16 protein-coding genes are annotated in these 21,500 nt (G+C 40.3%); 5 read left to right on the top strand and 11 right to left on the bottom strand.

All coding sequences use genetic code 11. The features are described from left to right. Positions 1 to 56 precede the first annotated feature (56 nt). From uvrA to AB3G38_RS13540, 3 genes are all read left to right on the top strand, one after another. Entirely contained in the window at positions 57 to 2,870 is a 2,814-nt protein-coding gene (gene uvrA / locus AB3G38_RS13550; RefSeq protein ID WP_367864430.1) for an excinuclease ABC subunit UvrA, read from the top strand. 85 nt (positions 2,871 to 2,955) lie between these two features. Continuing rightward, the gene (locus AB3G38_RS13545; RefSeq protein WP_367864429.1) at positions 2,956 to 3,576 is read left to right on the top strand and encodes a LysE family transporter; all 621 of its coding nucleotides are present in this window, start codon (positions 2,956 to 2,958) and stop codon (positions 3,574 to 3,576) included. A gap of 13 nt (positions 3,577 to 3,589) precedes the next feature. After that, positions 3,590 to 4,321 carry a hypothetical protein gene (locus AB3G38_RS13540; RefSeq protein ID WP_367864428.1) on the top strand — a complete coding sequence of 244 codons (732 nt, stop codon included), beginning with the start codon at positions 3,590 to 3,592 and terminating at the stop codon, positions 4,319 to 4,321. A gap of 10 nt (positions 4,322 to 4,331) precedes the next feature. Here AB3G38_RS13540 and AB3G38_RS13535 read toward each other — a convergent pair whose 3' ends face one another. The 10 genes from AB3G38_RS13535 to AB3G38_RS13490 all read right to left on the bottom strand — a co-directional run bounded on the left by AB3G38_RS13535 (position 4,332) and on the right by AB3G38_RS13490 (position 14,153). Then, positions 4,332 to 5,636, bottom strand: a complete 1,305-nt coding sequence (locus AB3G38_RS13535; RefSeq protein ID WP_367864427.1) for a S41 family peptidase — start codon at positions 5,634 to 5,636, stop codon at positions 4,332 to 4,334. Between the two features lie 164 nt (positions 5,637 to 5,800). Beyond that, positions 5,801 to 6,838, bottom strand: coding sequence for a DUF2157 domain-containing protein (locus tag AB3G38_RS13530; RefSeq protein WP_367864426.1), 1,038 nt, complete (start codon positions 6,836 to 6,838; stop codon positions 5,801 to 5,803). A 92-nt stretch (positions 6,839 to 6,930) separates the two neighbouring features. Beyond that, on the bottom strand, positions 6,931 to 9,159 hold the full coding sequence (locus AB3G38_RS13525) for a cation:proton antiporter (protein WP_367864425.1): 2,229 nt from the start codon (positions 9,157 to 9,159) through the stop codon (positions 6,931 to 6,933). A 50-nt stretch (positions 9,160 to 9,209) separates the two neighbouring features. Next, the gene (locus tag AB3G38_RS13520; RefSeq protein ID WP_367864424.1) at positions 9,210 to 9,554 is read right to left on the bottom strand and encodes a hypothetical protein; all 345 of its coding nucleotides are present in this window, start codon (positions 9,552 to 9,554) and stop codon (positions 9,210 to 9,212) included. 94 nt (positions 9,555 to 9,648) lie between these two features. Then, positions 9,649 to 10,584 (bottom strand): bifunctional riboflavin kinase/FAD synthetase, encoded by a 936-nt coding sequence (locus AB3G38_RS13515; RefSeq protein WP_367864423.1) that lies wholly within the window; start codon positions 10,582 to 10,584, stop codon positions 9,649 to 9,651. 11 nt (positions 10,585 to 10,595) lie between these two features. After that, a complete protein-coding gene (locus AB3G38_RS13510) occupies positions 10,596 to 11,459 on the bottom strand; it encodes a YitT family protein (RefSeq protein ID WP_367864422.1) in 864 nt (287 codons plus the stop codon). 5 nt (positions 11,460 to 11,464) lie between these two features. Next, entirely contained in the window at positions 11,465 to 12,208 is a 744-nt protein-coding gene (truB, locus tag AB3G38_RS13505) for a tRNA pseudouridine(55) synthase TruB (protein ID WP_367864421.1), read from the bottom strand. A 33-nt stretch (positions 12,209 to 12,241) separates the two neighbouring features. Further along, the gene (locus tag AB3G38_RS13500; protein ID WP_367864420.1) at positions 12,242 to 13,036 is read right to left on the bottom strand and encodes an undecaprenyl-diphosphate phosphatase; all 795 of its coding nucleotides are present in this window, start codon (positions 13,034 to 13,036) and stop codon (positions 12,242 to 12,244) included. 7 nt (positions 13,037 to 13,043) lie between these two features. After that, positions 13,044 to 13,268: a DUF3098 domain-containing protein gene (locus AB3G38_RS13495; RefSeq protein ID WP_111633545.1), complete on the bottom strand. Its 225-nt coding sequence runs from the start codon at positions 13,266 to 13,268 to the stop codon at positions 13,044 to 13,046. Between the two features lie 6 nt (positions 13,269 to 13,274). Further along, positions 13,275 to 14,153: a cell division protein FtsX gene (locus AB3G38_RS13490; protein WP_367864419.1), complete on the bottom strand. Its 879-nt coding sequence runs from the start codon at positions 14,151 to 14,153 to the stop codon at positions 13,275 to 13,277. A gap of 186 nt (positions 14,154 to 14,339) precedes the next feature. On the opposite strand from AB3G38_RS13490, the gene leuS reads away from it, so the two are divergent. Together leuS and AB3G38_RS13480 are read left to right on the top strand one after the other, a co-directional pair. Continuing rightward, complete coding sequence (gene leuS / locus AB3G38_RS13485; RefSeq protein WP_367864418.1) at positions 14,340 to 17,135, top strand: leucine--tRNA ligase; 2,796 nt, start codon at positions 14,340 to 14,342, stop codon at positions 17,133 to 17,135. A 213-nt stretch (positions 17,136 to 17,348) separates the two neighbouring features. Beyond that, positions 17,349 to 19,778, top strand: coding sequence for a TonB-dependent receptor (locus AB3G38_RS13480; protein ID WP_367864417.1), 2,430 nt, complete (start codon positions 17,349 to 17,351; stop codon positions 19,776 to 19,778). Positions 19,779 to 19,821: 43 nt separating this feature from the next. On the opposite strand, the gene AB3G38_RS13475 is transcribed toward AB3G38_RS13480, so the two are convergent. Continuing rightward, a complete protein-coding gene (locus tag AB3G38_RS13475) occupies positions 19,822 to 21,459 on the bottom strand; it encodes an ABC transporter substrate-binding protein (protein WP_367864416.1) in 1,638 nt (545 codons plus the stop codon). Between the last annotated feature and the right edge of the window lie 41 nt (positions 21,460 to 21,500).

The raw sequence follows: 21,500 nt of genomic DNA, 5'->3' as shown, positions 1-21,500 counted from the left end.
CCACAAACTAATTTTGTGTTTTTTGGGTTATATTAGCAAATCCTATAAGGAAGTCAATGAGTAAGGAAACGGAGAAAGATCCACATAAAAACATTATTATCAAGGGTGCCAGGGTACATAACCTCAAAAATATTGATGTTGCAATACCAAAAAACAAGCTGGTAGTCATCACCGGAATGTCGGGTTCAGGGAAATCTTCCCTTGCCTTTGACACCCTGTACGCTGAAGGACAAAGAAGATATGTAGAAAGTCTTTCTTCTTACGCCCGCCAGTTTATGGGCCGGATGAATAAGCCGGATGTTGATTATATTAAAGGTATTGCCCCTGCAATCGCAATTGAGCAAAAGGTAATTACGTCCAATCCGAGATCTACGGTTGGTACTTCAACAGAAATTTATGATTATCTGAAATTGCTTTTTTCAAGAATTGGCAAAACTATTTCGCCGGAATCAGGAACTGTAGTGAAAAAGGATACGGTAAGTACGGTTGTTGATTTTGTTTCCAAACTTGGAGAGGATAGTGTGGCCACAATTTTCTGCCCGCTACATCCGCACAATAACAGATCTGTGAAAGAGGAACTGGCTGTATTGCTGCAGAAAGGGTTTTTAAGGGTTTACCTTGGAGATACGGTTCATAAAATTGAAGCGGTGCTGGAAGATGAACAGTTTAAGGATACCGAACTCAAGGATGCGGAGACGATCAAAATCCTGATTGACCGGATTGTTTTCCATGAGGATGATGAAACGATGAGCCGGTTAGCTGATTCTGTTCAGACTGCGTTTTTTGAGGGTAAGGGCGATTGTTATGTGGAGCATGAGGGAAAAATCACTCATTTCTGTGATCGTTTTGAGCTGGATGGAATTCGTTTTGAAGAGCCTACACCAAATTTCTTCAGTTTCAATAATCCTTATGGTGCTTGTAAGCGTTGTGAGGGGTATGGAAATGTGATTGGAATTGATGAAGATCTGGTCGTTCCTGATAAGAGCAAGAGTCTTTATGATAATGCAATTGCGCCGTGGCGTGGTGAAAAAATGCGGGAGTGGTTAAATAAGCTGATCAAGAATGCATCGAAGTTTGATTTTCCTATTCACAGACCTTTTAATGAGTTAACGGAGAAGGAGCAGCGGTTAGTGTGGACGGGTAATAAATATTTTGACGGACTGGATGCATTTTTCGCGGAGCTGGAACAGCAGACTTATAAAATACAGTATAGGGTGATGTTGTCGCGTTACCGCGGAAAAACTATTTGCCCGGATTGCAAAGGTTCGAGATTGCGTAAAGATGCTTCTTATGTTAAGATTGGCGGAAAGTCGATTGTCGATGTCGTATTAATGCCTTTGTCTATTATCCAGAATTTTTTTGATAACCTGGAGCTTTCTGAAACGGATGTTAAGATTTCAAAGCGTTTACTGGCAGAGGTGACGAGCCGTGTATTATATCTTAATAATGTTGGTTTAGGCTATTTAACTTTGAACAGGTTATCGAATACGCTTTCGGGCGGGGAGTCTCAGCGTATTAATTTAGCAACTTCACTGGGCAGTAGTTTAGTGGGGTCTATTTATGTGCTGGATGAGCCTAGTATTGGTTTGCATCCAAGGGACACGAATAAGTTGATCGAGGTGCTGCAGTCTTTGCGTAATGTTGGAAACACAGTAATTGTGGTGGAGCATGAGGAGGAGATGATGAGGGCTGCGGATCATATTATCGATATTGGCCCTGAGGCCGGTACTTTAGGGGGGAACCTGGTTTTTACAGGTACTTATAAAGAGATTATTAAAGATAAAAAGAGTTTGACGGGGAAATATTTGTCAGGCGAAGAAAATATAGCAATTCCTGCGGTGAGAAGAAAGTGGGCTGACCATATTCTGATTAAGGGGGCAAGGGAAAATAATCTTAAGAATATTGAGGTGAAGTTTCCGCTTGGTGTTTTTACGGTAGTGAGCGGAGTTTCGGGATCGGGAAAAACAAGTTTGATCAAGAAGATTTTATATCCTGCGCTGCAAAAGGCAATTGGTAATTATGCTGGTGAGCAGACTGGTTTATATGATGGGATATTTGGTAATTATGAGCTGATCAGCCAGGTAGAAATGGTGGATCAGAATCCTATTGGCCGTTCTTCGCGTTCTAATCCTGTAACGTATGTAAAGGCCTGGGATGATGTGCGTGCTTTGTTTTCTGCTTTACCTGCTGCAAAGGCTGCGGGGTTAAAGCCTGCTGCATTTTCTTTCAATGTGGAGGGTGGCCGTTGTGATGTTTGCCAGGGTGAGGGTGAGGTGAAGATTGAGATGCAGTTCATGGCGGATATTTACTTGCCTTGTGAGGCTTGTGGTGGCCGCAGGTTCAAGCAGCAGATTCTTGATATTACTTATCAGGATAAGAATGTGGCTGATATCCTGGATTTAACGATTGATGAGGCTGTAGGGTTTTTTAAGAATGAGACTAAGATTTTAAATAAGTTACAGCCGCTTGTTGATGTTGGGTTAGGGTATGTTCATTTAGGACAGAGTTCTAATACTTTGTCTGGTGGTGAGGCGCAACGGATCAAGTTGGCTTCGTTCTTAATTAAGGGAAATAGCGCGAGTAAAACGATGTTTATTTTTGATGAGCCCACTACTGGTTTGCATTTTCATGATATTAAGAAATTGTTGATTGCTTTGAATACATTGATTGAGCAGGGAAATACGATTTTAGTGATCGAGCATAATATGGATATGATCAAGTCTGCGGATTGGGTGATAGATATCGGGCCTGAGGGTGGTGATGGTGGTGGGAGTGTCGTTTTTGAGGGAACGCCTGAGGATCTGATTGGTACAAAGGGTTCTTATACTGCAAAGTATTTACTGCCGCATTTAAAGCCTTCTTTGGTTTAATCATGATTTTTTAAGGGCTGGTGTTTATTCATCAGCTCTTTTTTTGAACAATTTATACGGATCAATTAAATTTTTATATTAGCGCATGCTTTTTCTAACCTTATTCCTCGGAATAATTCTAAATTCGATAGGGTATATTCCGCCTGGAAATATCAACCTTACGGTGGTACAGATTACTATTACACGCGGGATAAAACAGGCTTTGTATTTTATCCTGGCTTTTTCTGCGGTAGAAGTTTTGTTCACGTTTGGTGTAATGAGGTTTGTGCAGTGGTTGTCGAGCGAGATCAAAGTGGGCAATTATATTGATGTAGTCATGATTGTGATGTTCACGGTACTGGGGGTGATCACGTGGCGGTCGAGAAAGGAAATGCCAAAGGCTGATTATTCTAAAAAGGATAGTATCAGGTACGGGATGTTACTTGGTGTGCTTAATCCAATGCAGATTCCTTATTGGTTATTTGTGGGGACGTACTTGATTTCTCATGAGTGGATTGATGTTGGATATTTGTCGTTGACGGTGTTTAGTATCGGGTCTGGGATTGGCGCTGCTGTAGCTTTATATGGTTTTGCAAGGTTTGCTCAATATATTCAAACTAAATTTGCTTTAAGTAGTTATATGGTCAATAGGGCAATCGCGTTATTGTTCTTCGCTCTTTCCGCTTATCATATTGTTAAACTGGGGCTCGTGTACTTAGGGAAATAAAAAAACCTGGTATGTGTTTTCCGACTGGCATTCCCCGAACGGGAATGAGGTCTGGAAAATACATACCAGGTTTTTTTATTTTCGATACGTAAGGTTTTATGGGTTAACAATAGGACTGCACTACAAGGATGACGAGTTTGACGACGCGGTTGGTTTACTTGTTGGATTGCTATCAGGTTTGCTTGTTGGATTGCTAATAGGTTTGCTTGTTGGATTGCTATCAGGTTTGCTTGTTGGATTGCTAATAGGTTTACTTGTTGGATTGCTAATAGGTTTACTTGTTGGATTGCTAATAGGTTTGCTTGTTGGATTGCTAATAGGTTTGCTTGTTGGATTGCTATCAGGTTTGCTTGTTGGATTGCTAATAGGTTTACTTGTTGGATTGCTAATAGGTTTACTTGTTGGATTGCTATCAGGTTTACTTGTTGGATTGCTATCAGGTTTGCTTGTTGGATTGCTATCAGGTTTGCTTGTTGGATTGCTATCAGGTTTGCTTGTTGGATTGCTAATAGGTTTACTTGTTGGATTGCTAATAGGTTTACTTGTTGGATTGCTAATAGGTTTGCTTGTTGGATTGCTAATAGGTTTGCTTGTTGGATCGCTATCAGGTTTACTTGTTGGATTGCTAATAGGTTTACTTGTTGGATTGCTATCAGGTTTACTTGTTGGATTGCTATCAGGTTTACTTGTTGGATTGCTATCAGGTTTGCTTGTGGGTTTGCTATCAGGTTTGCTTGTTGGGTGATTAATCCCAATTATTGTTTGGTTAGTTTCAGCGCATAGTTTAATTGACTATCTGCTTTGCCACTGATGTCTTGCTGGATTTTGTACTGGGGTATGATTCCTCTTGCTGATTTTTTTGAGGGCTTTACGGACATGTTGTATTTAACGGTACCGAAGGAAATTTGGATTTTACTGTGAGGTAGAGCAGACTCTATTTGTACGCCGGATGTATTGCCTTCATAAGTGCCCCCGGTCTCTTCTCCTATAAATTTCCCGCGGTTGTTACTGGATACAATAGCACAGAATTCTGCTGTTGTTGAAAATGATAAGCCATCGGTTAAGAGCCAAAGCTTTCCTTTGTAATTGTTTGGTTGGGGGGCGGTATATTGTAAGTTAGGGTGAGCTGCGTTTTTTAATTGGTAGATGTGGGGGCTGGTTTTTAATAGCATCTCTTTGTTGAGGTTATTGTAGGAGGAGAGGCTACTTTTAAATTGTTCGTATGGTAGGTTTGCTGTGGCCGTCGTCAAACTCTTATAGTATTGAAATGGCTGTTGTGTTAAGTAAGAATAGAGTAGTGGGCCATAGGTATCTCTGCCTCCTCCGTTTCCCCTCAGGTCTATGATTAGTTTTTGTATTCCTTTTTGGTGAAGGGCAGCAAAAGACTTTTTCAGGAACCCGGGTAAGTTTTCTCCGGTTGTTTCCAGTTGTGATTTTTCAAAGCTTTTGATGGTTAGGATAGCTGTGTTATTGGCTTTGATTGTTAATTGCAGATGTTTTACAGGTTCGTTTTCTTTTTCATTCTCTGCGAGCTCTTTTTCTGGCTTTCCGGCAATTTTGATTTCCTTTATGGCTCCGTCAGGAGTTTTAGTTTTAATGGTGTAAAGGGGCTGTTCACCTTGGGATAAGTAATAGTAGAAGTAAAAGAAATCATTTAATATTTTCTGTTTTTTAGTCTGAATATCTCCGTCAGAAACGATGTATTGCATTACATCTTTTCTGATCGCCTGGATTGGCTGATTGTTGATGGACAGTATTGCTGAACCTATGGGTATTTCATTGTTGATGGGTTTTGTCAGATAGGTGTGGTGGTCTGTGAAATAAAGTTTCAGTGGAAAGAACCTGGCCTTTTCTTCGCGGTATTTTTGCAGGGCTGGTGGCAGACTACAGTACAGGTGACCGTCTTTAATAGTGCTTAATGTCTTTTTTAAGAGTCTGTAGAATTCGAAATCTGTAGTGTTTGGCTGGATCGAGTTATAGGTACTATTGAGAATGGCATCCATTTTTGATTGGCTGTTATACCGGTAGAGGGATGGATAGCTGTTTTTTAATAGCTTCATGAATATCGCAAAGTCTCCTTTTAAGCTGTCTGCACTTTTTTCCTGGGCGATTAATTGGGTTGATCTAGTGCATAGGGATAGGATCAGACATAAGGTGAGCAGGAGGAGGTCTTTCCTTTTTTTACTTTGGTTGTTCATTAGTGGGGCGTTTCTTGGTTGTTCTGCTATTTTTTCAGGAATTCAACGTTCCAGATCTTTTCGGCTTTCCGGCCGATCAGCCAGAAGGAGGCAGCGAGAACACTAAAGAAAAGGGCCTTATGCCAGCTGTCCCAGAAGTATTCAAAGTAGCGGGTGTAAAGGTTGATAAACAGGAAAGTGATCCCGAATTCACGGGCAATGTCGTCACGATATTTAAGGCCGGTGAAAATACTGGCTACGCAGGCTACAGCCGAAATGATAGCCCAGTAGAAAAGACTGATTTGCTTGATGGCATACCATTTGTCAAGGGTGCCGAAATTACCGAATACGGAGATCAGCCACAGGGATACGAACAGGTAGACCATCCCGCAGATGTAAGTGGTATCGTAAAATAGGCTGAAGAATTTTACGTTCTTCAGGGATAGTGAGATTGCAGTGAGGGCAAGCCCGAAGGCGACAAAACGCAAAGGGTAATTCATGCCGAGAAAGTAGAGGTTATCACGGGACATATAGCCGGTTTCTGTTCCAAACCAGGCGCCAAGGGAAATCAGGACGAAGATCCAGATGAGGCGGGATTTAAAGAGGTAAGCCAATATGCCGTAGATGAATACCGAGAGCAGAATCAGGATGGAGAAGTGCCCGTCCCCTTTATCGAAGGTTTTACCGAGGTAGGCAATGGCATTGGCAGTGAGCATGACGGCAGTGAAAATAAGGGCATCATTACTGAATACCTTCATCGGCATGGTCTTCTTTCTGGTAAAGCTTATTTTATAGAGAATACCCGCCGCTGCGGCAGAGAGCAGACTGATCATACTGTCAGGGGTGTCGTAAAGTTTTTTTAAGTAGTCGAGGAATTTATTGTCTATTAATAGCGCTCCAAGGGAGATTACACCGCAGGCCATCGCCACCCAGAAAGAGTATTGGGCCAGCCTTCGCCAATCAAATGACTTCGTCTCATAGCTGGCTTTCAGCTTTTGGATGTCGGCAGGGGTGAGCAGGTTCTCTTCCTGCCAGTGGTCAAGCATTTCATCTAAAAAGTCACTCTTTTCCTGGTCTATCTTCATTGGTTAGCAGTTGAGCCTGAATCCTGTTTTCAGGCAAGAATCAGGCTTAACGAATCTAGTTGTTTAATTGAACAAACAGAAAATTAATTAGTTTAAACTTTCCTGAGCAGGTCGGGGATCTTTTTATTGTTCCCTACAATCCATACGATATCCTCATTCTCAAACACGAGATCTGAATCGGGATTGAGGATACGGATGCCATTTCTCTCGATGCCAACGACCAGGCCCTGCGTTTTTTCCCGGATACCGGATTCGCGGATGGTTTGAGCAAATACCGGGGAAGAGGCATTGATGACTATTTTTTGAAGAGTCATATCCTTTTTAGGGAAAGCACTTTCCTGGTTATCATTGTTAGTGCCTTTGAAAAGTTCTCCTACTGCTGCCAGCTGATCATCTGTACCGATCAGCATCACTTTGTCGTTTGGATACAGCCGCTCATCACGTCCGGGGGTAGGGATCATCATATTACCTCTTTCAATCAGTGCAATGTTTACACCGTATTTTTCTCTTACAGCCAATTCAATCAGTGATTTTCCAACAAGGGCTGATTCCGGAGCGATGGTCAATTCTGTTAAGTGGGTATCCCAGGGTAATATTTCTGGTTGTTTATTCTGCTCTTCTCTTGCGTTCAGGTTGTAGAGGAAGCGGTGTTCTAAACGGTCATAAAAGGCCTGTAGTTTCCTGCTGAAAATAATCATTCCGCTAACAATCAGGATGAGAGCAATAACCATCGCAACCCAGGTATTATAGAATTGGAAAATCAGGAAACATACGGCAAATATAGCCAGGGCAACCCTTAGTACTTCCAGTGCGATGAGTGGCCCGCGGGTGTATTTTTTATTCAGCCATAAGTGGGAGTGTGCTTTCCGTTCGATTCTCCGGATGGCCAGCGCCCATAAAAAAGGGGCCATAATGATCAGGGAAATAATCAGGCTGATAATGATGCCTTTATTGCCATTAATCAGGTTTTTGGTGATAAATGGGTGCAGATACCGGGAACCTAAAAAGATAATGGCAATGAGAATTACAGAGTGAATAATCGTATTGAAGGTATATGACTTTAATAATGTTTTCCAGTCGCTCATCGTCGTGATTCCTGCAGTACTGGAACTGTATCTGTTGATGGCAGCCACCCAGCTTTTTGGAAGGGTACGCTCCAGGAACAGGTAAAAGGGCTCCGATGCCTTGATCAGGTAGGGGGTGGTAAAGGTCGTAATTGCAGAAACAGCTACTGCAATTGGGTATAGGAAATCACTGGTTACTTTCAGCGTGAGCCCGAGTGTCGCTATAATAAAGGAGAATTCACCGATCTGAGCTAAGCTCATCCCGGTTTGTACGGAGGTTTTTAAGGGCTGGCCTGATAGTAATGCGCCTAAGCCTGAACTCAGGAATTTTCCCAGAACGGTAGCGATAGTAATGATCAGGATAGGAACCGCATAGTCAATCAGTATCCGCGGATCAATCAGCATCCCTACAGAGACAAAGAATATAGCGGCAAAAAGATCTTTTACAGATTTAGTCAGGTGCTCAATTTTCTCTGCTTGCGTGGTTTCGGCAAGAATAGAGCCCATGATAAATGCACCAAGAGCAGGGGAAAACCCGACTTTAACGGCAAGTAAAACCATCAGCAGACATAAAGCGATGGAAACAATCAGCATAGTCTCATCATTCATGAGCTTTTTTGTGGCCTTCAGGAAAGTAGGAACCAGGAAGATACCACCGATAAACCACAGGATCAGGAAGAATAATAGCTTCAGGATAGAGAAAAACATCTCTGCTCCGGCAAATTGCTGACTCACGGCAAGCGTAGAGAGCAGGACAAGTAAAAGGATGGCAACCAGGTCTTCTACAATCAGGACACCGAAAACCAGGCCTGCGAATTTTTTATGTTTAACACCGAGCTCTTCAAAGGCACGGATGATGATCGTTGTCGAGGAAACGGATAGAATCCCGCCGAGGAAAATACTATCCATCGTTTTCCAGCCCATCGCTTTCCCCGCAACAAACCCGATGAGCAGCATACAAACGACTTCGACAATAGCTGTGATAGAAGCTGATCCGCCTACTTTAACGAGCTTCTTGAAACTGAACTCCAGCCCGAGACTAAACAGTAAAAAGATAACACCGATTTCTGCCCAGATATGGATACTTTCATTGTCGGTAACGGTAGGGATAAAATTAATATGAGGGCCAACTAATAAGCCGGCAAGAATATAGCCGAGTACGAGTGGTTGTTTGATTTTTTTGAAAAGCAGGGTTGTAATTCCAGCCGCTGCGAGTATTAAGCCTAAATCAGTTATTAATACGGGTAAGTGTAGCATACATGATATTTAATTGTAAAAAAACAGGTTTTGGTATGGTGATAAAGACGTTACCAGAAAACATGGTTAGGATACAAGAAATCGTATATGAAATTATAATGGAAGCAGGTTTTTCGGTTATAAGCCCGGAAAGGCGTATTTCTGACCGTTTTGCTTTCGGGCAGACGAAACAATTGTAAGCTGGCTATGGATTGTTTATTTAAGCTTTGCCGGATTAGGGTAGGATGTTCTGAATCATCTGCATTTAAGCTCGATACGTCTTCGTGCTGCGTTTTATTGAACTGATGGTGAAGTGAAATCGCCTTAATTTCTAAAGCTGGTCTGCAGGCAGCCTGAATACGATCAGGCTTTAAGGCAAAGCATGAATTTGTAATGAAAAAGATTGTGATCATCATTAAAAAATGCCTCATTATTGTAAATATACAAAAAAAGAGGCGTTTTCTTTAATGAATTGACGTTTATTTTGAGTAAAGATGACACATATTTGAATTAGCCCTGCTGTGCAAAATAAGCTAGTGTATCTTCTTTATCTTGCTGAAGTTGTATTTTAAGCGCTTCCAGTCCGGTGAATTTTACATCGTGTCTGAGGAATTCCATGAAGTTCATTCTGATATACTGGCCATAGATCTCTTTGTCAAAATCAAAGATATTGACTTCTATATTCCTGGTCATTCCATTAATAGTAGGACGCTGACCTATGTAAGCCATCCCTTTATAAGTCTCATTTTCCATTTCAACGGTCACGGCATATATTCCGTCGGATGGGATGAGTTTATAAGGCTGTTCAATAAATATGTTTGCTGTCGGGAAGCCAATAGTACGGCCTATTTTATCTCCTTTAATTACCGGGCCGTATAAAGAGAAATTATAACCCAGGTATTCTGCGGCTAAACCAACATGTCCTTCAAGCAGTGATTTCCTGATTTTCGTTGAGCTCACAGCAACATCATTGACGTCCTGCTCTTTAATTTCTTCAATCTCATAACCATAAGGTTTTGAAAAAGCAACTAAGTCCAGCATACCTCCTGAACGGTCTTTTCCGAAACGGTGGTCGTAACCAACAATCAGCTGTTTAATGCCAATGGTATCTACCAGGATATTTTTAATATACTCAGCAGGGTTGAGGTTGGAGAAATCACGGGTAAATGGAGTAATGATCAGGTGATCAACTCCCAGCGCCGCTAATATCTCTGCTTTTTCTTCAATGGTATTGATCATCTTCAGGTCCTGATTTTCAGGATCAATAATCAACCGGGGATGTGGGAAAAAGGTTAGAATTACACTTTCGCCACCAGTATTTTTCGCAAGTTCGCAAAGCCTGTTAATGATTTTCTGGTGCCCGAAGTGAACGCCGTCAAAAGTGCCTATGGTTGCAACCGCATTGTTCAACCTTTTAAATTCGGAAAGGTGGTTATATATTTTCAAAATATTTAGTATTAATGTAAGGCATGTCGTTTTACTACGCCACCCTTGAGGTCAGAAATCTGCTGCTGCACAATAAAAGCATCCGGATCCAGCTGGCGGATTTCATTTTGCAGTTTACCCATTTCAAGTTTTGTAACTACAGTATATAAAATATCAATTTCTTTTTTCTCCCCGTATCCGCCTTCCCCTTTATAAATAGTCACGCCCCTTTTCATATCATTGATCAGGAACAGCTTGATCTCTTCTTTTTTCTCAGAGATAATCGTTACTCCGATATATTGTTCCAGCCCGTTGACTACAAAGTCTATGGTTTTGGAAGCTGATAAATAAGTTAGAATGGCATACATCGCCGTTTCTATATCCAGGAAAATTGCCGCAACCCCAAAAATGACAATGTTAAGGATCAGGATAATATTTCCAACAGTCAGCATGCTGTTCTTACTGATATATAAGGCGAGTACTTCTGTGCCGTCAATGACGCATCCGCCGCGCATAGCCAGACCAATTCCGCCGCCTAAAAACAGACCGCCAAAAAAAGCGATCAGTAATTTATCATGGGTAACTGGCTGAAAAGGCAGGATAATCAGAAAAATAGCAAGGGTAATAATCGCTAATGCTGTTTTTATGGCAAATCCTTTACCAATCTGTGAATAACCCAGAATCACAAAAGGGATATTGATCAGCAGAATCAGATAGGATAGTTTAAAACCAGTCAGCGTACTGATCAGTAGGGATATACCTGTCACTCCGCCATCTATAAACTCACTGGGCATTAAAAAGCTTTTAAGACCAAAGCAGGCAGAAACAATACCCAGCCCGATCAGGGTAAAATCTTTTAAATGACGCAAGTAAGTATTTTTGAGATGATTGTGCATGGTTGCTATTGGGTATTTGTATCAGCTTGTCCGGCTGCGGCTGCTTCTCTTTTGTTTTTAAGGTATTCTACCAGATCGGTTACTTCAAAGGCGTCTTCTAAAGAGAAATTACCACTTCTGGTGCGGGTAAGTTTCGATAAATAAGCACCATTTTCAAGATGTTTTCCGAAATCTGAAACCAGTGATCTGATGTAAGTACCTTTACTGCAAATAATTCTGAAGTCAACCTCTGGTAAAGCAATACGGGTAATCTCAAAGACGGGTACGGATACAAAACGAAGCCTCAATTCCTGTTCTTCGCCTCTGCGGGCTTTGACATATAAACGTTCTCCGTTTACTTTGACTGCGGAATGGGCTGGTGGATATTGCTGTATGTCACCGGTAAATGGTGCAGTAGCGGCATAAATTGCTTCTTCAGTTAAATTAGTGAGTGGATATTCCTGGTCCACTACCGTCTCCATATCAAAAGAGGGCGTTGTAGCCCCCAGGATCATCGTTCCGGTATATTCTTTGTCTTCTGCCTGAAAGGTATCGATCTGTTTAGTCAGTTTGCCTGTACATAAAATCAATAAGCCTGTAGCCAGCGGGTCTAATGTCCCTGCATGGCCAACTTTTAATTTCAGGGGTTTTAACGAATTTCTTATTTTCCCTACTACATCAAAACTCGTCCACTTATAGGGTTTATTGATGAGTAATAACTCTCCTTCGGCAAAATTGAAGGTTCTTTCCAGTAACTTTTGTGCGCTCAAAATGGTAATCTAAATTAAGCTGCAATTTACACATTAAATTATTTGCAGGTTATGCCCGCTATATATTAATACAATGATGATCAATCCAGCAATGATACGATACCATCCAAACACTTTAAATCCGTGTTTGTTCAGGTAACCGATAAAACTTTTAATAGCAAGTAAGGCTACAATAAATGCAATGACATTAGCGATAACAAGCAATTGGATCTGATCGTGGCTAATGGTATGGCCTTCTTTATAAAAATCGAATAACTTTTTTCCTGTTGCAGCAAACATCGTAGGGACAGCCAGAAAGAAAGAGAACTCAGCAGCTACTTTTCTGCTTAGTTTCATGGACATACCACCAACAATACTTGCGCCGGATCTTGATGTACCTGGTATCATAGCCAGACATTGAAAAAAGCCGATTTTTAAAGCAGTAAGGTAACTGATCTCTTCTTCTTCATGGATAGCTGGCTGATTAAACCATTTGTCTACAAAAAGAAGGATGATACCTCCAACTACTAAAGATATGGCAACTGTCATCGGGCTTTCCAGCATCTGGTCAATCTTTTTGCTGAGCAGTAATCCAAAAATAGCTGCGGGAATAAAAGCAACCAGTAATTTAACGTAGAAACCAATTGTTTTGAAGAAACGTCTGAAGTACAAAACAACTACCGAAAGAATTGCTCCCAGTTGAATGGCAATGGTAAACAGTTTAACGAAAGGATCGGATGCAATTCCCATAAAGGAAGAGGCAAGGATCATATGGCCAGTAGAAGAAACTGGCAAAAACTCAGTCAGTCCCTCTATTACAGCGAGAATAATGGCATCTATAAGAGTCATGTACAGCTTACTTTTTCAGGATTGCGTAAATACCAAATCCAAATCCAAAAAGGACAACCATTGGCGCAAGAAGTGTTTTTCTTAAATCATAAATGTCAGTTGTTCCGATCATCAGCATAAATCCAGCCACAACAATAGCCATACTGATTAACAACAGCTGATAATTCTTTTTTGTAAAAACCATTTCATTTTTAGGGTCCTGCGTTGCTGGACTAGTTTTTTTCTCGATCATTTGTTATTATCTGTAAAGGTCGTAAATTTTTAAACGTAAATATTTGCTTACTGCAAAGCTTGTACTCAGCGCGGTCAGGAAAATTCCCAGCCCGACCAAACCAAGCAGGACAATACCAAATTCGGTATAATTTCTTAGAATAATGATCTCAGGAATCTCTTTTTGTGCGTAATATAAAAGGCCAAGCAAGATCAGGATAGCGATAAAAGAAGCGATTAAGCCATGCAGCATTGCCCAGAAGATAAAGGGTTTGCGGATAAAGTTTTTTGTTGCACCTACAAGCTGCATGCTTTTGATCAGGAAACGCTGTGAATAAATTGCCAGTCTGATGGTATTGTTGATTAAGGCCACAGAGATTACCAGTAATATAGCGGCAAATCCCAATACAATTAAACCAATGGTATTGATGTTTTTATTCACCATATCAATTAGTGAACTCTGGTAAATGACTTCTTTAACAACCGGGTTTTTACTGATGTTTGCTTTTAAGGCGTCAATACTTTTATTGTTGGCATAGTCAGCTTTCAGGTAAACATCTACGGTAGACAACAAGGGGTTGTAACCCAGAAAATTCACGAAGTCTTCTCCTAAATCTTGTGTAAGATTTTTTGCAGCTACTTCTTTATTGACATATTCTGTCTGTTTAACGGCCGGGTTAGCGTCAAGTTCCTTTCTGAACTGAATAACATCTGCTTCTTTTGCGCCTTCGTCAACGATGATATTTAATACAATATTCTCTTTTACATAGTTAGAAAGATTCTTTGCATGTACCAGTATCAGTCCTAATACGCCAAGCATCAACAAAACCAGGGTTATACTAAATATAGTAGAGATATAAATGGTTTTCGTCTTCTTAGAAGCATCACTAACTTCAAATTCTTCCATATTTTATGAGTTGGGTGTATTTTATGTTCTGCGAAAATAAAAAAATATATGCAAACTAGATGCCTTTTAAACGGGTAAAATATCTTGTTTGGTATGAATATCGTTTATATCGCTAAAGTTCTTTTGATAAGGCTTCTGAAACCTCCTTAATTTCTTTATTTTCGCGGTATATAAAGGATTTTTGTAATGGATTACCAATTTAAAGAAATAGAACAGAAGTGGCAGGGGTTTTGGGCAGCACACCAGACGTTTAAAGCAGAGGCAACATCAGCCAAACCTAAATTTTATGTGCTTGATATGTTTCCATACCCATCGGGTGCGGGTTTACATGTTGGCCACCCACTGGGCTATATTGCCTCCGATATATTTTCAAGATACAAAAGATTAAAAGGTTACAATGTTTTACATCCGATGGGATATGATTCATTTGGTTTACCTGCTGAACAATATGCGATACAAACAGGACAGCACCCGGCATTAACTACTGAAGCGAATATCAGTACTTACCGCCGTCAGCTGGATCAGATTGGTTTTTCTTTTGACTGGAGCCGCGAAGTACGGACCAGCGAACCTGAATATTATAAGTGGACGCAATGGGTGTTTATGCAGCTGTTCAATTCCTGGTATAACCTGGAAACTGACCGCGCGGAAGATATCAGTACGTTAATTGAAAAATTCAATGCTTCGGGCAGTGCTGATGTAAAAGCAGCAAGTGATGAGGACGTGAAAAATTTCATGCCAAGTGACTGGGCAAATATGACCGCGGAAGAAAAACAGGAAGAGCTGTTAAAATACCGTTTAACATTTTTGAAGGAAAGTACAGTAAACTGGTGCGCAGCATTAGGAACGGTACTGGCTAATGATGAAGTTAAAGATGGTTTCTCTGAACGTGGCGGCCATCCGGTAGAACAGAAAAAAATGATGCAGTGGAGCATGCGTATTTCTGCTTATGCAGAGCGTTTGTTACAAGGTTTAAATACAATTGACTGGCCGGAACCGGTTAAGGAAATGCAGCGGAACTGGATTGGTAAGAGTGTTGGGGCGAGTGTCCGCTTCAAAATTGAGACCGATGCAGACATCAATACGGATTACATTGAAGTATTTACCACTCGTGTGGATACTATTTTTGGTGTTTCTTATGTAGTACTAGCTCCGGAACATGAACTGGTCGCAGCATTGACTACGCCAGCACAGGTAAGTGATATTAAGAATTATATAGAACAGACTAAAAAGAAATCTGAGTTAGACCGTATGGCGGATACTAAAACAGTTTCTGGTGCTTTTACGGGTACTTATGTGGTAAACCCGGTAAGTGGTGAGCGTATCCAGTTATGGATCGCTGATTATGTGCTTGCTGGTTATGGAACTGGTGCGGTAATGGGCGTGCCGAGTGGTGATCAGCGTGACTGGTTATTTGCAAAGCATTTTAATTTGCCGGTGGTTCAGATTCTTGATGCGCAAACAGCTATTGATGTACAGGCTGACAGTACTAAAGAAGGTAAATATATCAATTCTGGTTTTATCAACGGAATGACTTATGCAGAAGCTGTAACTACGCTGAATAAATGGCTGGAAGATCAGGGTGCAGGAAAAGCGAAGGTGAATTTCCGTATGCGTGATGCGATATTTGGTCGTCAGCGCTATTGGGGAGAGCCTATTCCGGTATACTTTAAAAATGGGCTGCCTTATTTGATTAAGGAAGAGGAGTTACCTTTATTGTTACCTGAGGTTGATAAGTATTTGCCAACAGAAACTGGTGAACCGCCGCTGGGCAGAGCTGAAAACTGGACTTACGAAAATCAGTATCATTATGAGCTGAGTACCATGCCAGGATGGGCGGGTTCAAGCTGGTACTGGTATCGTTATATGGATTCCAATAATGAAAAGAGTTTTGCTGGTCAGCAAGCGATTGAATACTGGAAAGACGTAGATTTATATATCGGTGGTGCCGAACATGCTACGGGCCACTTGCTTTACAGCCGTTTCTGGAATAAGTTCCTGAAAGATATGGGTTATGTAAAAGAAGAAGAGCCTTTCAAAAAACTGATTAACCAGGGAATGATCCAGGGCAGAACTAATTTTGTTTACCGGGTAGCTGATGAATCGGGTAAAGGTACTCATACTTTGGTTTCTCATGGTTTAAAGAACAATTATAAAACCTCGGCATTACGTGTCGATGTCAATATTGTAGAGCATGAAATCCTGGATATTGAAAAATTTAAGTTATTCAGACCTGAGTTTGCTGATGCAGAATTTATCCTGGAGAATGGTAAATATATCTGTGGAGTAGAGGTAGAAAAAATGTCCAAGTCTTATTTCAATGTGGTGAATCCTGATGTACTGATTGCCAGTTATGGTGCAGATACGCTAAGGATGTACGAAATGTTCTTAGGCCCGCTTGAACAAAGTAAACCATGGAATACCAATGGAATTGAAGGGGTATTTAAGTTCCTTCGTAAATTCTGGCGCTTATTCCACAATGACTCCTGGGAATTTACGGTATCTGATGCTGAACCTTCAAAAGCTGAATTAAAGGCATTACATAAAATCATTAAAAAGGTACAGGATGATATTGAGCGTTTTTCATTCAATACTTCGGTATCCAGCTTTATGATCGCTGTAAATGAACTGACGGATCTTAAATGTAATAAACGCAGTATTTTACAGGATCTGGTTGTTGTCCTTTCTCCGTATGCACCGCATATTACGGAAGAATTATGGTCATTGTTAGGAAATGAGGGTAGTTTATCTTATGCTGCTTATCCGGAGTTTAATCCGGCTTATTTAGTGGAAGATGAATTCAGTTATCCTGTTTCTGTAAACGGAAAAACAAGGTTAAATTTAAACCTGAGTTTAGCGCTTGAGGCTAAAGAGATTGAAGAAATTGTACTGGCTGATGAACAGGTCCAGAAATATCTTGAGGGTAAAACACCTAAAAAAGTGATTATCGTTAAGGGCCGTATTGTGAATATTGTGATTTAATTCAATCACATATATAATATACAGAATGGTTATTAAGGTGTCAAATCTTTAATAACCATTTTTATTTAAAGGCATTTCCAATAATTACTGGTAAATTTCTGCTGTTTACCGCTTATAATTATCTGATAGGTAAAAAGAATTTTAAATAGCCAGTAACAAAGTTAAATTTGCAGCGACTAAACAACACACACAGAATCACACGATTACTAAACTATGAAAAAAAAATTACTACTACTATTTGTCTTTCTGGGACTACTACAGCAGGTTAATGCCCAATTCACGCTTGGTGGAGGAGCACAGAAAGTTACTATAACCGGAAAAATAAGTGCTGTTATTATTGACTCTGCTACTAAACAACCTGTTGATTATGCAACGGTATCCCTGGTTAGGGTTAAAGATAATAAATCGATTAACGGGGGTGTAACTGATGCAAAAGGCAAGGTTGTACTGCAAAATGTATCACCTGATGATTATAAGTTATTGATTGGTTTTATGGGCTATAAGGGTAAAACTATGTTAGTGAAAACCAGTCCTGAGAAACCTGATCTGAACCTGGGAAACATTTTACTGACGGGTACGGAGAGCAATCTGAAAGAAGTCGCTATTGTTGGTAAAACGCCGATGATAGAAACTAAAATTGATAAATTGGTTTATAATGCGGAACAGGATGTAACCACATCAGGAGGTAATGCGGGGGATGTCATGCGTAAAGTACCCATGGTCACTGTAGATATTGATGGAAATCCATCCCTTCGCGGGAGTTCTGCGGTTAGGGTACTGATTAATGGGAAACCGTCCGGAACAATGTCGAATAGTGTTGCTGATGCTTTGAAAATGATTCCGGCAGAAGAGATTAAAAGTGTAGAGGTCATTACAAGTCCTTCGGCAAAATATGATGCAGAGGGTGCTGGTGGAATTATTAATATCATTACCAAGAAGAAAACTGCTCAGGGTGTAAATGGTAATGCTTCGTTATCAGTTGGTACACGCCAGAATAATGGAAATTTTAGTTTAAATGCTAAAAAGGGACGTTTAGGAATCAACTCAAGCTTTGGCGGGCAGTATGCAATCCCTCAGAATACGAGAGTTGTTTTAGAAAATGATGTCTACAGCCAGCAATCACATATCTTTCAGGACGGGTTCAGTAAAGCAAAAAGATATGCTTATAATGGAAGTATAGGTCTGGATTATGATATTAACGCCTATAACAGTCTTTCTACGAATATTAAATACAATGATTTTTCGAATGGTGCAAAAGGAAGTTCAAATGTGACCAGCAGTATCATGGATACTATATTGCGGACTTATGTACGTTCTTCTGATAGCAAGAGTAGTCTGAATAATATAGACTGGAGTGCCGACTACAGAAAAACAACCAAAAAAGAAGGAGAAGAGTTTACGGTTTCCGGTCAGGCAAGTTTTGGCAGAAATACAACTCAGTTTAATACCAGCCTGATTAATCCGGACGGGTCAGCACTGGCTCCTGATGTCAATGGTGATAATACGGGAAAAAATAATGAGTATACGTTACAAACGGATTATGTATATCCTTTTAGTAAAACGATGTCATTGGAAACAGGTGTTAAAGGAATTCTAAGAGATATAAAAAGTAAATATCAAAGCAGCGAACAGGATTTTGATTATAAACAGAATGTGGGTGCAGTTTATGGCGTTTTAAGTTTTAAACTTGCTCAGTTGTTTGATGTTAAGGGTGGTTTAAGGGCAGAATACACTGATATCAGCGGTGTTTCCGGTTCTTCACTGAATTTCAATAATAACTATACTAATTTATTTCCAAGTATAATTGTCTCCAAAACACTGAAGGGAAATTCTACCTTAAAACTGAGCTATAATACAAGGATGCAAAGACCAAGTTTGTCTTATCTGAATCCTTTCTTAAACAGGAATGACCCGGAGAATCAGCAGCAGGGTAATCCGAATTTGAATCCTGAAATCAGTGATATTGTGGAGCTTGGTTATTCGACCTTTATCAAGGGATCTGTAATCAATGCCTCGATATTTTACCGTACAACTACCGATGTCATTGAGAGTTTGTATTTTCCTGATCAAAAACTGACTACTTATGCCAACGTAGGTAAGAATAAATCTTACGGTGCCAACGTGTTCGCTACTTATAACCCATTACCTAAATGGACTTTAATGGGTAATTTCAGCTTGAATACTTATGATTTAAGAAATTCACAGACCAATCAGAGTACTGGTGTATTTGTGAATTACTCGGTGTTTGCGAGGTCTGCAATTTCTTTTAAAGGCGGATGGAATACGGAGATCTTCGGCGTGTATAATGCATCAAGAAGAACTTTTCAGGGTACTTCAGGGCCAATGGCATTTTATGGCGGTGCATTCAAGAAAGATATCATGAAAAAGAAAGCGACGGTTGGTGTCAATGTATTGAATGTCTTTTCAAGAGATCTGCATATTCACAATGAGAATACAGGGGCTGATTTCCGCCAGAATATGAATATTTATTATCCGCTAAGATCTTTTGGGGTTAACTTTAGTTATAAGTTTGGTAAGGTTACTTTTACTGCTCCTAAAAAGAAAAAAGGGATTTCTAATGACGATTTGAAACAGGATGAAGGTGCTGGAGGATTAGGCGGAGGTGCAGCTCCAAAACAATAGGCTGAGCTCAATAACAGGATTAAATTTTCAGCCAGCTGAAAATTTAATCCTGTTTCTTTTTAACCCGTTTCAGGATCATTACACTTAATGGATTGATTGGGTACCCGCTAATGCTATTTTGCAGCATAGTCACGGACTGATCATATAAAATAGGAACAATAGAGGCATTCTCTATGACCATGTTATCCATTTTCTGATATAATACGTAACGCTTTTTTGCATCATTCTCGTAATAGCTCTGTTCAAATAAACGGTCAAATTCTTTATTGAAATACCCGGTATAGTTTGGCCCGTAAGGAACACGGTTTTTAGAATAGAAAACGGAAAGATAATTTTCTGCATCCGGATAATCAGCAATCCAGGAACCTCTGAAAAAATTGACTTCATTTTTAGACATCAGCTCTCTTAAGCTCGAGCTTGGTGTAACGTCAACTTTTACTTTCATACCCAATGAGTTTAATTCACCCTGTATAAATTCGATCAGATCTTTGTAGGTTGTAGAAGTACTCAATGTGACTTCCGGCATCCCTTTTCCGTGGGGATAGCCTGCTCCGGCCAGTAACTGTGCAGCTTTTACAGGGTCGTAATGATAACCTTTTACTTTAATACTATCAAAGCCAGGCATGCCTTCAGGTACAAAACCAGAGGTCGCAGGGGTGCCTGTACTATTGCGCAGATATTTGATCAGCTTTGCTTTATCTATGCCGTAATTGATTGCCTGACGTACTTTCTTAAATCTTAAGGGAGAATTTCTGACAATGGATTTTGAGGTGTCTACTAATATGCCAACATATTCGGTACATAAATAGGCTCCTTTGATTAACTGAAATTTCCCTTTGTATTTGCGGGTCATATGACCACTTTTGGTTAAAATATCATCACGGTAACTTCCATCTACGCTGTAAAAGAAATCAAGATCTTTTTTTAGGAAAGACATGAATGCACTTTGTTTGTCTGTGATGAAAGAAACTTTAACAGCATCCAGGTAGGGGAGTCTGTGACCATGCTCTTTCTCCCAGTAATTTTCGTTTTTCAATAGCACCAGGATTTCCTCTTCTTTCCAGTATTTAAAACGAAATGGCCCTGTGCCTATCGGATGACTTCTGAAATCCTTTCCATAATAGTCTGCTACTTCATGGGGTACAACTACACAATACTGTGTAGTCAAAAGGTTGAGGAATGCTGGAAATGGTTTGATCAGGTGAATAATTAAGGTAGTATCATTGAGTGCCTGGAAGCTGCTTTTGTCTTTTACTTTATCACTAAAAATCCAGCCTCCGGAAGAAGCCACTTTGGGATCTGACAAACGGTTAAAACTATAGGCAAAATCTGCTGCAACAACTTTTCTTCCTTTTCCGTTTGTGAAAAGAGGATCATCGTGAAAGTACACATCATTGCGCAGATGAAAAGTATATTGAAGCCCGTCGGGAGCGACTTCCCATGAGCTGGCAATTGCGGGAATAGTATTCAGGGCACTGTCTGCCTGGACAAGCCCGTTAAAAAGCTGGTTCATCATCCATATGGCAGGCTGATTACGGGCAAAAGCCGGGTCCAATGAAGTCAGGCTCTGGTCAAAATTCAGGTTAAAGACTTTTTTATCAGTGTCCTGTGTCCCGGAATGGCAGCCAGCGAGTGTAATCAGACATAAAGTGTAAAATATATTTTTTATAATTCGGGGCATCAGGTCAGGAATATTACTTTTGCACAAAGTAATAAATTAAT

Source organism: Pedobacter sp. WC2423 (genome assembly GCF_040822065.1).
Lineage (GTDB): Bacteria > Bacteroidota > Bacteroidia > Sphingobacteriales > Sphingobacteriaceae > Pedobacter.
This window is presented reverse-complemented; position numbering and strand designations above follow the sequence as displayed.